The sequence below is a fragment of the Mesorhizobium onobrychidis genome (genome assembly GCF_024707545.1).
GTDB classification, from domain to species: domain Bacteria; phylum Pseudomonadota; class Alphaproteobacteria; order Rhizobiales; family Rhizobiaceae; genus Mesorhizobium; species Mesorhizobium onobrychidis.
On record NZ_CP062229.1, the window covers coordinates 3,248,042 to 3,259,474 of the forward strand.

15 protein-coding genes are annotated in these 11,433 nt (G+C 64.7%); 12 read left to right on the forward strand and 3 right to left on the reverse strand.

Annotation, left to right across the window (positions count from 1 at the left end; translation table 11 throughout):
* Nucleotides 1-111 precede the first annotated feature (111 nt).
* From IHQ72_RS16230 to IHQ72_RS16240, 3 genes are all read left to right on the forward strand, one after another.
* Nucleotides 112-417, forward strand: coding sequence for a DUF1236 domain-containing protein (locus IHQ72_RS16230; RefSeq protein ID WP_258123345.1), 306 nt, complete (start codon nucleotides 112-114; stop codon nucleotides 415-417).
* Between the two features lie 100 nt (nucleotides 418-517).
* On the forward strand, nucleotides 518-718 hold the full coding sequence (locus tag IHQ72_RS16235; protein ID WP_127212224.1) for a hypothetical protein: 201 nt from the start codon (nucleotides 518-520) through the stop codon (nucleotides 716-718).
* 103 nt (nucleotides 719-821) lie between these two features.
* Nucleotides 822-1,079 (forward strand): DUF2934 domain-containing protein, encoded by a 258-nt coding sequence (locus IHQ72_RS16240; RefSeq protein ID WP_258123346.1) that lies wholly within the window; start codon nucleotides 822-824, stop codon nucleotides 1,077-1,079.
* 81 nt (nucleotides 1,080-1,160) lie between these two features.
* On the opposite strand, the gene IHQ72_RS16245 is transcribed toward IHQ72_RS16240, so the two are convergent.
* A complete protein-coding gene (locus IHQ72_RS16245) occupies nucleotides 1,161-1,490 on the reverse strand; it encodes a hypothetical protein (RefSeq protein WP_258123347.1) in 330 nt (109 codons plus the stop codon).
* Between the two features lie 239 nt (nucleotides 1,491-1,729).
* Here IHQ72_RS16245 and IHQ72_RS16250 point away from each other — a divergent pair, with 239 nt between their 5' ends.
* The 9 genes from IHQ72_RS16250 (at nucleotide 1,730) to IHQ72_RS16290 (ending at nucleotide 10,109) form a co-directional block, all read left to right on the forward strand.
* Nucleotides 1,730-2,455 carry a GntR family transcriptional regulator gene (locus IHQ72_RS16250; RefSeq protein ID WP_258123348.1) on the forward strand — a complete coding sequence of 242 codons (726 nt, stop codon included), beginning with the start codon at nucleotides 1,730-1,732 and terminating at the stop codon, nucleotides 2,453-2,455.
* 2 nt (nucleotides 2,456-2,457) lie between these two features.
* Nucleotides 2,458-3,492 carry an ADP-ribosylglycohydrolase family protein gene (locus tag IHQ72_RS16255; RefSeq protein ID WP_258123349.1) on the forward strand — a complete coding sequence of 345 codons (1,035 nt, stop codon included), beginning with the start codon at nucleotides 2,458-2,460 and terminating at the stop codon, nucleotides 3,490-3,492.
* Nucleotides 3,489-4,463 (forward strand): PfkB family carbohydrate kinase, encoded by a 975-nt coding sequence (locus IHQ72_RS16260; protein WP_258123350.1) that lies wholly within the window; start codon nucleotides 3,489-3,491, stop codon nucleotides 4,461-4,463. The genes IHQ72_RS16255 and IHQ72_RS16260 overlap by 4 nt, the downstream gene beginning before the upstream one ends.
* A gap of 57 nt (nucleotides 4,464-4,520) precedes the next feature.
* Nucleotides 4,521-5,582 carry an ABC transporter substrate-binding protein gene (locus IHQ72_RS16265; RefSeq protein WP_309508887.1) on the forward strand — a complete coding sequence of 354 codons (1,062 nt, stop codon included), beginning with the start codon at nucleotides 4,521-4,523 and terminating at the stop codon, nucleotides 5,580-5,582.
* Nucleotides 5,583-5,606: 24 nt separating this feature from the next.
* Nucleotides 5,607-6,476: an ABC transporter permease gene (locus IHQ72_RS16270; protein ID WP_258123352.1), complete on the forward strand. Its 870-nt coding sequence runs from the start codon at nucleotides 5,607-5,609 to the stop codon at nucleotides 6,474-6,476.
* Nucleotides 6,476-7,264 carry an ABC transporter permease gene (locus IHQ72_RS16275; protein WP_258123353.1) on the forward strand — a complete coding sequence of 263 codons (789 nt, stop codon included), beginning with the start codon at nucleotides 6,476-6,478 and terminating at the stop codon, nucleotides 7,262-7,264. Before IHQ72_RS16270 ends, IHQ72_RS16275 begins: the two co-directional genes overlap by 1 nt.
* On the forward strand, nucleotides 7,264-8,328 hold the full coding sequence (locus tag IHQ72_RS16280; RefSeq protein ID WP_258123354.1) for an ABC transporter ATP-binding protein: 1,065 nt from the start codon (nucleotides 7,264-7,266) through the stop codon (nucleotides 8,326-8,328). Before IHQ72_RS16275 ends, IHQ72_RS16280 begins: the two co-directional genes overlap by 1 nt.
* A gap of 99 nt (nucleotides 8,329-8,427) precedes the next feature.
* The gene (locus tag IHQ72_RS16285) at nucleotides 8,428-9,675 is read left to right on the forward strand and encodes an aconitase X (RefSeq protein ID WP_258123355.1); all 1,248 of its coding nucleotides are present in this window, start codon (nucleotides 8,428-8,430) and stop codon (nucleotides 9,673-9,675) included.
* Nucleotides 9,672-10,109: an aconitase X swivel domain-containing protein gene (locus IHQ72_RS16290; protein ID WP_258123356.1), complete on the forward strand. Its 438-nt coding sequence runs from the start codon at nucleotides 9,672-9,674 to the stop codon at nucleotides 10,107-10,109. The genes IHQ72_RS16285 and IHQ72_RS16290 overlap by 4 nt, the downstream gene beginning before the upstream one ends.
* On the opposite strand, the gene IHQ72_RS16295 is transcribed toward IHQ72_RS16290, so the two are convergent.
* On the reverse strand, nucleotides 10,106-10,309 hold the full coding sequence (locus IHQ72_RS16295; protein ID WP_258123357.1) for a hypothetical protein: 204 nt from the start codon (nucleotides 10,307-10,309) through the stop codon (nucleotides 10,106-10,108). The genes IHQ72_RS16290 and IHQ72_RS16295 overlap by 4 nt on opposite strands.
* 85 nt (nucleotides 10,310-10,394) lie before the next feature.
* A complete protein-coding gene (locus tag IHQ72_RS16300; RefSeq protein WP_258123358.1) occupies nucleotides 10,395-11,426 on the reverse strand; it encodes a LacI family DNA-binding transcriptional regulator in 1,032 nt (343 codons plus the stop codon).
* Between the last annotated feature and the right edge of the window lie 7 nt (nucleotides 11,427-11,433).

Sequence of the window (11,433 nt, forward strand, 5' to 3'; positions counted from 1 at the left end):
CGGAACAAGAAGGTTGCGTGAGCGTTTCCAAAGAGGGCCCGCCGTCCCGATTGTGATCTAATGTTGCCACCCGTGGAAGGCGAAGTCCGCCAACAAGAACAGGAGAAGACGATGAAGATCCACCTTGTTCCTGCCGCCGCCGGGCTGGTTCTGCTCACCGGTGTCGGCGTGGCCACCGCAGACCAGGTGATTGTCACGCCCGAGCAGCAGACGGTCATCCGCGAATATGTGGACAGGCACCCGCTGGCGTCGATCAGCCTTCTGGGAGTGGAGCTCAACATCGGTTCCAGCGTGCCCGAAACGGTTGAACTTCACCCGATCGAAGTTCCCGACGTGCAATACAGATACGTGGTCGTCGACGATCGCACCGTGCTGGTCGATCCCGGCACGCGCAGGATCGTGCAGGTCATTGACTGACCTTCACCCGCCGCTCTCTCGGGAAGACGCGAGAGGAGCGGCGGCTCGCCGGCAGGCAGCCGGCTGTTGATCGTCTGTGTCGCGGGAAGGAGCCAATTCCATGTTGCCGCATGTCGAGTCACGCAATGTGGCCGCATCTGTCGACAAGCTGCTTGCTGAACGGGGCACTGCCCTGTTGTCGATGAAGGAGTTGATTGCAGCCGTGCGTGAGCGAACTGGAACGGAGCGCTCGGACGCCGATCTGGCGGGGCTGATCACCAAGAAGGCGGCACTCCTCGGTGTCGCGGTTCTGTCCGACTAGGGCTGAAGCCCCCAAGACGTTGATCCGAACGCATGACGTCGATCCGAACTTGGGCTAAGACAGCTGTTGCCCAAGGCCTTGAACCGAACCGATGGAGGCAACAGTGACGGACGACAGGCAGGAACGCATTCGCCGGCGGGCTCACGCGATCTGGGAACAGTCCGGCCGGCCCGACGGCGCGCATCAGCAGCACTGGGACCAGGCCACTGCCGAGGTCGACGGTGAGGAGAGCAGGCCGAAAGCCAAGACGGCTCGACCGAAGGAGCCGGCGGCCGCCAAGGCCAAGCCCAAGGACACTAAGCCAAAGGACACGGACACCAAGCCAAAGACTGCTCGGCCGCGCAAAGATTCGGCGAGCTAGGCATATACAGCGCTTTGGCCGCGGGACGAAGCTCTGTCCGTGCCGCGGCCGAAAAGCGTGAGTTCCCGAAATCGATCTCGGCTACTTGCCGCAATGGTTGTCGTTGACGGTCGGTGAGACCGTGCCGGGAGCCTTGTGCGTGGCATCAGGCATCGCGCCCTGCGGACCTATTGCGCAGTTCCGATCGGCATTGGAATTCATGCCGTCAGGGTCCGCAATGATGCTACCGGTAATCCCGGGATCGACAGCATCCGGCTCGGCCAGGTTCGGATCGATCGGGGCCGGGTCCGTTACGACGCTTCTGTCGCTGCCGGTACCCATGTCAGCGTCTGGGTCGCTGGCATTCTGGGCCATCGCAGAAGTGGCCAGACCAGCGGCGAGCACGGACGCCGCGAGAATCTTCGTAAGCATGGTTTGCCTCCATTTGTCTCCATTTTTTCGGTTGTCGCCGCATCGCGACTACAGAAAAAACCGCTCGGGGGTGGTGAAGGTTCCCATAAAATTCCAGCCTGCGACGAACCGTCGTGATCAGCAGGGCAATCTTGCCCGGGATGCCGGGAACCCAAAAACGTGCTGGCCACGAGCCGTTGACATGACTGCCATGTCACGATATTGAACAGGATTATACAGGTTTACTGAACAGGTATTCCATGGCTCGTCGCACGGCTCCGTCGTCTCCCGGAACGGGTAAGCCCGAACGGATCGCCACCGTCCTCGAACACGAGATCCGCTCCGGCGTGCTCGGCTTCGGCGACCGCCTGCAGAGCGAGAACGAGCTCGTCCAGCGCTTCTCCGTCAGCCGCAACACCATCCGCAAGGGTCTCGAGGAATTGTCGAGCCGCGGGCTGATCACCACCAAGGTCGGCATCGGCTCGTTCGTCACCTTCGACGGCATGCCGGTCGACGATGCCGTCGGCTGGTCGCGGGCGCTGGCCAATGCCGGCGCCAACGCCGACACGCGCACGCTCAGGCTCGAAGTCATGCAGGATGCCGAGCTCGCTGCCAGGCTCGGCGTCGAAAGCCCGTTCTTCATCGCCGTCGACCGGGTGCGCTCCAACGCCGATGACGGCCATGCCATCTCGATCGAGCGCAGCCGCCTGCCGCTGTCGCCCGAACTGGAGGACGTGCCGCTGCGCGGCCTGCGCGAGGGCTCGCTGCACCAGACGCTGCGCTGGGCGGGGCTTGTCCCCGATCACGGCGAGGAGTGGGCCGATATCGAGATGCTGAGCGCCGAGGACGCGGCCATTCTCGATTGCGCGCCCGGCGCGCCGTTCCTGCGCACGCGGCGATTGACGCGCGCCGCCGATGGCCGCGCCATCGAATATGTCACCAGCCTGCTCAATCCGGCGCATTTCGCCCTTCACCTGGAGTTCTGAGCATGGACACGGCCGCGGCGATCGACCGGGCGATGGGTGCGCTTATCGGCGGTGCGCTGGGCGATGCGCTCGGCATGCCGACGCAGCTTTTGTCGCCGGCCCGCATCGCCGAGCTCTACGGCCACATCGAGGATTTCGTCGCGCCCGTCGCCGATCATCCGGTGTCGAAGGGCCTGGCCGCCGGCACTGTTACCGACGACACCGAACAGGCGCTGCTGCTCGGTCGTGTCCTGGTTATTTCAGGCGACAACTTCGATCACACGCGCTGGGTCAACGCGCTGCTCGACTGGGAGCGAGAGGTCAAGGCGCGCGGCAGCTATGACCTGCTCGGCCCGTCGACCAAGCGCGCCATCGATGCCATCAATGACGGTGTGCCAGCCGAGGAGGCGGGGCGCAGCGGCGATACCAATGGCGCGGCGATGCGCATCGCGCCGGTCGGCATCATGATGCCGCTGGAGCCGCTCAACGCGCTGGTCGCCAAGGTGGCGGAAACCTGCCGCGCCACGCACAACACCTCGATCGCCATTGCCTCGGCCGCAGCCGTCGCTGCCGCGGTCAGCTGCGGTGTTGCCGGCGGCGACTGGCGCGCCGCCTCGGACCGTGCGGTTGTGGCGGCAAGGCAAGGGGCGGCACTCGGACACTGGGTCACCGGCGGCGATATCGCCGCGCGGATCGACTGGGCGAGGAGCCTCGTCCGCGGCGAGGCCGTCACTGACGGCATCCGGCTAATCGTCGACCTGGTCGGCACCGGCGTGGCCAGCCAGGAATCGGTTCCGGCGGCCTTCGCGGTGCTGGAAATAGCCGGCGGCGATCCCTGGCAGGCAGCCGTCTTCAGCGCCAATCTCGGCGGCGACACCGACACGATCGGCGCCATTGCCGCCGGCATGGCAGGCGCTTGCGCCGGCTTTTCCCGATTGCCGCAGGAACACATCGCCCGGCTCAAAGGGCTCGACATGGCGCAGGTGCGCGCGCTCGCCGCCGACCTGGTCGCGGTGCGGATGGCGAAACGCGGTTCAGGCAAGGATGCGGCGGCATGAGCGGGCGTCTCGTCCATATCGGCAGCGCGGTGGTCGACTATGTCTATCGCATCGACGCCTTGCCGGCGCCCGGCACCGAAAAGACCGCATCGAGCTTTGCCCAGGTCGCCGGCGGCGGCTTCAACATGATGGTCGCGGCCAGCCGCACCGGCATGAAGGTCGTCTTCGGCGGCCAGCTCGGCAGCGGACTGAATGGCGACTTCCTGCGCGCCGCTTTTGCCGCCGAAGGGATCGCAACGCTGACGCCGCCATCACCCGTGATGGACAGCGGCAATTGCGTCGCCATGATCAGCGGCGACGCCGAGCGCACCTTCGTGTCATGGCCTGGCGCCGAGAGCGTGCTCAGCCTCGGCATGATGGCGCCGGTCCGGGTCGCGCCGGGGGATTGGGTGTTCGCCTCCGGCTACACGCTGAGCTATCCCGGGAGCCGCGACGCGCTGGCCGACTGGATCGAGACGCTGCCGGCGGAAATTCCCTTCGTCTTCGATCCGACGCCTGTCATATCGGAGATTCCGCGCGCCATTCTCGACCGGGTGCTGGCGCACACGAGCTGGCTGAGCTGCAACACAATGGAAGCGGGCGAGATTGCCGGGCCCGGCGATGTCGAGGCCATTGCTGCCCGGCTTCTTTCCAATCACTGCCCGACCGCCGAGGCGGTCATCATCCGCGCCGGGGCGAAAGGCTGCTTCGTGCGGCTGGCTGACGGCACCGCGCAGGCCGTGCCCGGTTTCAAGGTCTCCGCCGTCGATACCAACGGCGCCGGCGACACGCATATCGGCGCCTTCGTCAGCGCGCTGTCGCGCGGCGTGCCGCCCTTCGAAGCGGCAAGTTACGCCAATGCGGCGGCGGCGCTCTCGGTCACCCGCCATGGCGGATCGTCGGCGCCGACCGACCAGGAGATCCAGACATTCCTCGGCCATGACGATCGATCGACGACCGTGCACGGCCGGAAGCAAGAGGCCCATTTCTGACAGCCTAAATGACGTAACAAGCCCCGCCAACCGGGCAAAACAATGAGAGGAACGAACATGCGCATGCCCAAACTGACTGCTTTTCTGACGGCAACCGCCGTCTTCGCTTCGGCACTCACGCTGGCCGCCAGGGCCGACGAAGTGCATGTGCTCAACTGGAAGGGCTACGGCGCCGACGAGCCCTGGGCCATCGCGGCCTTCGAGAAGGCGACCGGCAACAAGGTCGTCAACGACTTCTTCAATTCCGAACAGGAAATGCTGACCAAGCTCAGGACCAATCCCGGCCTCTACGACGTCGTCATGATCAACGCCGCCTTCAACGACCAGGCCATGGCGGAAAAACTGATCCAGCCGATCGATGTCTCGAAGATTCCCAACTATGCCGACATCAGCCCGGACAAGGCAGGCTCGCCCATGCTCGCCCGCGATGGCAAGGTCTATGGCGTGCCATGGGTATGGGGCTTGACCGCGCTCGCCATCAACGAGAAATCCTTCGAGACGCCGCCGACCAGCATCACCGAGATGTGGAACGAGGCGCATAAGGGCCGCGTGGTCATTCGCGACGATGCCGTCGAAGCGGTTCAGTTCGGCGCCATCGCCACCGGCCAGAACATCAACGACATCAAGGATATGGAAGCGGTCAAGGCGAAGCTGACCTCGCTGATGCCGCAGGTCAAGACATTCTGGAGCTCGGAGAACGATTGGAACCAGATGGTCGCCTCCAACCAGATCGACATCGGCACCTATTGGAGCGGCTCGGCCGACCGGGCCAAGACGCATTTCAAGCTGCCGGTCGCGCTGGTCATCCCGCAGGAAGGCGCCGTCGCCTGGCTCGACGCCTTTTCCATTCCGGTCGGCTCCAAAAACGTCGCCGGCGCCGAGGCCTTCATCAACTACATGATCGATCCCGGCTTCTACGTCGAGTGGGTCACCAAGGTCGGCGCGCCGGTCTCGGCCAACACCAAGGCGGTTGCAGCCCTTCCCGAAGATGCCTTCAACCGCAAGGTGATGGGTGACCCGGCGGTGGCCAAGCGCATCCAGTTCCAGGCGCCGATCACCGATGCGCAGCGCGAGGCTTATCTGGCGCTGTGGCAGGAACTCAAGGTCAACGTGAAGTAACGGCCGGCTTTTCGGGAGGAGCATATGGCTGGACAGGTCGCGACCGGTTCGAGGAGCGGATTGCGATCGGCGTTGCCGTTGCTCCTGCCTGCCTATCTCTGGCTGACGGTGGCGATCTTTTTGCCGCTGTCGGCCATGGTCTTCTTCTCCTTCATGACCGAATTGCCCCTGGCAGGGAAGGCGTGGGCGTTCACGCTCGACAACTACGCCACCTTCTTCTCAGAGCGACTGTATCCGACGCTGCTGCTGGCCTCGCTCAGGCTCGGGCTCGAGGTGACGCTGTGGTGCGTCGTCATCGGCTATCCCGCGGCCTATGTGCTGGCCAAGGTGCTGAAGGGGCGCAGCCGCGAGGCGATCTTCCTGCTCGTCATCCTGCCGTTCTGGTCGAACGGGCTGGTGCGCATCTTCTCCTGGGCGATGGTGCTGCGCGAGGGCGGCATTCTCGACACCGCGCTCAACGCCGTGCTGCCGTTCAACATCAACATCGACCTGATGTATTCCTATCCGGCCGTCATCATCGGGCTGGTGCACTCCTATGTGCCCTACATGGTGCTGACCTGTTATCTCACGCTGCAGGCGATCGACGATTCTCTGATCGAGGCAGGGCGCTCGCTCGGCGCCTCAAGACTGCAAATGCTGAAACGGGTGATCATCCCGCTGTCCATGCCGGGGCTGGTCGCCGGTGCGGCGCTGATCTTTGTTCCCGTCGTCGGCTCCTTCATGGAACCGCGCATCCTCGGCGGCCGCACCGGCACCTTCTACGGCACGGTCATCGAGGATCAGTTCGTCGCCGTCTTCAACTGGCCGCTAGGCGCTGCCTTGTCCTTTATCCTGCTGGCCGTCGTGCTGGTCATCCTGGCGTTGGCGTCACCGGTGCTCAGGAGGCCTGCGTGATGGCGACGACCCGTATCCTGGAATGGTGTGGCCGCCTCTACATCTGGCTGCTGCTCGCCTTCCTCTACCTCCCGATCATCATCATGGCGCTGATGTCGTTCAACGTCTCGCCCTTCTACCAATTGCCGTTCGAATGGACGACTGAGTGGTACGCTTCGTTGTGGCAGAACGACCAGCTGATATCGGCCACCTGGAACAGCATAGAGATCGCCATCATCACCACCATCATCTGTACGGTGCTCGGCTCGGCGGCATCGCTGGCGCTCTACCGCTATGAATTTCGCGGCAAGAAAGTCCTGCAAGCGCTGCTGTTTCCACCGATCGCCATTCCGTGGCTGATCACCGGCACGGCGATGCTGATCTTCTTCTTCGGCGTCGGCATCGGGCGTGGGCTGTTCGCGATCCTGCTCGGCCATGTGGCGCTGGCGCTGCCCTATGTCATCGTCGTCGTCTCGGCCCGGCTGCAGACATTTGCGCCGGAGCTGGAAGAGGCGGCGCGTTCGCTCGGCGCCAACCAGTGGCAGGTGACTTCGCGCGTGACGCTGCCCTGGATCATGCCGGGCGTCATCGCCGGCGGGCTGTTCGCCTTTGCCGTGTCGTTCGACCAGTTCGTGGTGTCCTACTTCCTGTCGACGCCGGGCCAGACAACATTGCCGGTCGAAATCTACGCCGCGATCCGCAAGGGTTTTACGCCGGAGATCAATGCCGTCTCGACGATCATCATCGTCGTCTCAATGGCGCTGATGTTGCTTACGGCACGGTTCTTCAAATTCGGCGGAGAGAAATAATGGCCGGCGTGCAGGTATCGAATTTGTCGCGCAGTTTCGGCGCGCACAAGGCACTGGACGACGTGTCCATCGATTTCGCCGACGGTGGTTTCTATGCACTGCTCGGGCCCTCGGGCAGCGGCAAGACCACGCTGCTGCGGCAGATTGCCGGTTTCGATTTTCCCGACTCCGGCCGAATCGCGATCGGCGGCGAGAGCGTCGAGCGGGTGCCGGTCGAGAAGCGGCGCATCGGCATGGTGTTCCAGAACTATGCGCTGTTTCCCAATATGAGCGTGGCCGACAATGTCGCGTTCGGCCCGTCGGTGCGTGGCGAGGCTAAGGCAACGATAGCCAGCGAGGTGCAGCGCGCGCTCGACCTGGTGCAGCTCGGCAAGCTTGGTGGCCGCCGGCCGCATCAGCTGTCCGGCGGCCAGCGCCAGCGCGTCGCGCTGGCGCGCGCCATCGTCACCAAGCCGCGCGTGCTTTTGCTCGACGAGCCGCTGGGCGCGCTCGACAAAGCGTTGCGCGTCGACATGCAGATCGAGCTGAAACGCATCCAGCGCGAGATCGGCATCACCACCATCTTCGTCACCCACGACCAGGAAGAAGCGCTGACGATGAGCGACCGCATCGGCATCCTGCGCGACGGTCGGCTGGTGCAGGAAGGACCGCCGGAGGAGATCTACGACAGCCCGAAGAGCGAGTTCGCCGCCACCTTCCTCGGCGACGCCAACATCTTTCGCGGCGAGACCACCGGCACCGGTATCCGCTTGCCCGACGGCACGGCGATCGCCGCCGGGGCAGGCGCGGCGCTTGCCGCCGGCGCCGAGGCCAGCTGCGCGGTGCGGCCCGAACGCATCCGCATCGCCACCGATTCAGGGACGTCTGATCCGAACGCCAATATGCTCCGGGGGCAGGTTTCCAAGCGCATCTTCGCCGGCAACAACAGCACCTATTTTGTCGATCGCGACGGCCAGACGCTCAAGGTCATTGTGCAGAACACCGGCATTGAAAGGTTGGCGGAGGGGCAAAAAGTGGTGCTGCGCTGGTCGCCGGAGAGCACGGTGCTGATCGCTGCGAGCTAACTCGAAAGTTGGCGATCCATCCCACCCCCCTGCCCGGTAGGGCAGAGGGGGGTGCTGTCCCGCTATCTGTCGAGCATAATGGGGCACCGGAGCATGCCGATGACGCTTGAACTCAGTGCGGGCGACCAGTTGATGCTGCAGGGCGAGCACGGCCCGGCCGTGGCCGCCGCGATGAAGATCCTGGTCGCCTTTTCCAACGCGGTCGGCGCGCGCAAGTTGTTGGACATTGCCGGAGCCCATATCGACGGCTGCCTCTATCACGGCCAAGCCGGTCTCGATTTCGTCGAAAGGCTGGTCGAAGGCGGCGGTCGCGTGCTTGTGCCGACGACGCTGAATGTCGGCTCGTTCGACCTCATCCATCCCGAACTGGTGAAGATGCCGCCGTCGCAAGAGGCGCCGGCACGCCGTCTGATGAAGGCGCATCTGGAGCTCGGCTGCCGGGCGACCTTCACCTGCGCGCCCTATCAGACCCGGTTCCGCCCGGCTTTCGGTGAGCAGATCGCCTGGGGCGAGTCCAACGCCATCGTCTTCGCCAATTCGGTGATCGGAGCGCGGACCAACCGTTATGGTGATTTCATCGATCTGTGCTGCGCGATGACCGGGCGCGCGCCGGCCTGGGGGCTGCATCTGAGCGATAATCGACGCGGCCAGATCCTGTTCGAGCTGACCGGTTCTTTCGAGCCTACCGACGCCCTGTTCGTTGGCGTCGGGCTGATCATCGGGCAGGCGAGTGGCGACCGCATTCCTGTCATATCGGGCCTGCCGCAGCCGCGTGACGAGGACCAGCTGAAGGCGCTGGGTGCGGCGGCAGCAACGGCGGGCGCCGTGGCGCTTTTCCATGCGGTCGGCATCACGCCGGAGGCAAAGACGCTCGACGAGGCGTTTCGCGGCATGGCGCCGGAGGCGACGATCCGGATCTCTCGCGCCGACATCGACCATGCGCTGGCCAGGCTGTCCAGCGTCCCCGACGGCGCGCCGCTTGCAGCCGTGTCGCTTGGCACGCCGCATTTTTCGCACGAGGAATGGATGCGCCTGCTGCCGATGCTGCGCGAGATCGCGCCGGGCAGGGGCGTTCCGATCTATGTCAACACCGGGCGCGCGACGCTGACGCGCCTTCAGGACGAGGGCGAGCTGGACGATGCGCAAAAGTTCAGCCTCATTCCGGTGACCGATACCTGCACCTATGTCACCACCATCCTCGAGCGTCTCGACGGCGTGGTGATGACCAATTCCGGCAAATGGGCACATTACGCGCCCGGCAATATCGGCGTCTCGGTGGTGTTCGGCGATATGGAAGATTGCGTCCGCTCGGCAGCGGCCGGGCATGTCGTGCGGAGCGCGCCATGAAAGGGCTGGAAAAGTCGGTCTTGAAGAGAGTTGGCACGTTCCAGCTTGCCGGCGAAGCGCAAGGCTCGGCGCTGGTGCTGTCGCAAGCGCTCAGTTTCTGGGGCGGCCTGGATATCGAAACGGGCGAAATCATCGACCACTCGCATCCTGGTCTTGGCCAAAATGTCGCCGGCAAGATCCTGGTGATGGCATCCGCGCGGGGATCGTCGTCCTCGTCTTCGGTTCTGGCCGAGGCGATCCGCCGGGGCACGGCACCGGCCGGCATTATTCTGGAGCGGCCCGATCCGATCCTGGCCGTCGGCGCCATCGTCGCCGAATTCCTCTACGACATCCGTATGCCGCTGGTCGTTTGCGACACATCGGGCATTGTATCCGGCGACCGGATCGCCATCGACATTGACGAGGATGCGCAAGCGATAGTGAGCCTGACCTAGCCGGCCATCAGTCCGGCAGCACCGAGGCGCCAATAGGCTGCGGCCAACGTCTGGTCGCGGCCAAGCCCGAGCGTGTCGCGCCAGTGCTCGCGAACGATCCTCGCGGGCAGCCGCTTCCGCCGCGAACCAGCCGAATGCCGAACCGTTTGGCATGCGGAGGCGATCCGGTCCTTCTCGTCCCCGAAGACAACAGCCCGCACGGCATTGAGCTCAAGATTACCCTGATCGCCGCAGCGCCACAGGCCGCACTTGCTGGCGCGGCCTCTGATATCCCTGAGCCTCCGTTCAGATCTCCGGGATGCTTTCCCTGAAAATCACCTGCAGCCTCGGCTGGTGCAACTCGTAGGGCAAGCCCCTGATCGCGTGGGTCAAGGTGTTGAGCGCTTCGCGGGCCTCGACGCGCGGGTTCTGGTCGATGACCGCGTCGAGCGTGCCGTCGAGTAAAAGGTCCTTGGTGCCGTCCGTCACTTCGTGGCCGAGAAACACGGTCGACAGCGCCCGGCCTCGCTCCTTGAGTGCGCGAGCGATGCCGGTGTTGCCGGCGCCGACATTGTAGATCGCGGCCAGGTCCGGGTGCCGGTCCAGCAGAGCGGAGGCCTCCAAATAGGCCTTTTCCCGGTCGTCGAGCATCTCGCGCATCTCAACGATCTGCAGATTGGGCGAGTCTTCAGTCAGGATGTGGCGGAAGCCCATCTCGCGCTCCTCATGGCCGCGATAGGAGAGCGAGCCGGCGAACAGCGCGACCTTGCCCGGACGATCGGCGGCCATGAAGCGGTTGAGCAGGTAGCCGGCGAGCCGGCCGGCGGCGCGGTTGTCGATGCCGATATAGGCGACCCTCGGCACGTGCAGGATATCGGATGCGAGGGTGACGACCTTGACGCCGCTGGCCGATAGCGAGCGGATCGCCTCGCGGACCGTCGGATGGTCGAGCGCGATGACGCCGACGCCTTGCGTCTGGCCGCGCAATTCCTGCAGCAGGCGGGCAAGCCGGTCGGGATTGAAGCCTTCGATCGTGGCGACGCGCACATCGAGGTCCGGTCTTGACTGCGCCTGCGCCTCGATGTGCCGGTGCAGCATCTTGATGAAGGAATTGGTGCCGGCGGGCAGGGCGAAGTCGAGCCGTATGACATCGCCGCGCGGTGCATTGCGCGGGATCGGGCCGTTCGAATTTTCAGCGATGTAGCCTAGCCGCTGCGCCGTTTCCAGCACGACCTCGCGGGTGCGCGCCCTGACCCCGGCGCGGTTGTTGAGCACACGGTCGACCGTCGCGGCTGAAACGCCGGCTTCCCGGGCTATGTCTGTCAGGGTGGACCGCACAGTCGAT

What these genes read in the sequence shown, in the direction of transcription:
- IHQ72_RS16275 (WP_258123353.1), top strand. Translation starts at nt 6,476, where the DNA reads ATGGCGACGACCCGTATCCTGGAATGGTGTGGCCGCCTCTACATCTGG.
- IHQ72_RS16270 (WP_258123352.1), top strand. Translation starts at nt 5,607, where the DNA reads ATGGCTGGACAGGTCGCGACCGGTTCGAGGAGCGGATTGCGATCGGCG.
- IHQ72_RS16285 (WP_258123355.1), top strand. Translation starts at nt 8,428, where the DNA reads ATGACGCTTGAACTCAGTGCGGGCGACCAGTTGATGCTGCAGGGCGAG.
- IHQ72_RS16260 (WP_258123350.1), top strand. Translation starts at nt 3,489, where the DNA reads ATGAGCGGGCGTCTCGTCCATATCGGCAGCGCGGTGGTCGACTATGTC.
- IHQ72_RS16290 (WP_258123356.1), top strand. Translation starts at nt 9,672, where the DNA reads ATGAAAGGGCTGGAAAAGTCGGTCTTGAAGAGAGTTGGCACGTTCCAG.
- IHQ72_RS16230 (WP_258123345.1), top strand. Translation starts at nt 112, where the DNA reads ATGAAGATCCACCTTGTTCCTGCCGCCGCCGGGCTGGTTCTGCTCACC.
- IHQ72_RS16235 (WP_127212224.1), top strand. Translation starts at nt 518, where the DNA reads ATGTTGCCGCATGTCGAGTCACGCAATGTGGCCGCATCTGTCGACAAG.
- IHQ72_RS16255 (WP_258123349.1), top strand. Translation starts at nt 2,458, where the DNA reads ATGGACACGGCCGCGGCGATCGACCGGGCGATGGGTGCGCTTATCGGC.
- IHQ72_RS16280 (WP_258123354.1), top strand. Translation starts at nt 7,264, where the DNA reads ATGGCCGGCGTGCAGGTATCGAATTTGTCGCGCAGTTTCGGCGCGCAC.
- IHQ72_RS16250 (WP_258123348.1), top strand. Translation starts at nt 1,730, where the DNA reads ATGGCTCGTCGCACGGCTCCGTCGTCTCCCGGAACGGGTAAGCCCGAA.
- IHQ72_RS16265 (WP_309508887.1), top strand. Translation starts at nt 4,521, where the DNA reads ATGCGCATGCCCAAACTGACTGCTTTTCTGACGGCAACCGCCGTCTTC.
- IHQ72_RS16245 (WP_258123347.1), bottom strand. Translation starts at nt 1,490, where the DNA reads ATGCTTACGAAGATTCTCGCGGCGTCCGTGCTCGCCGCTGGTCTGGCC.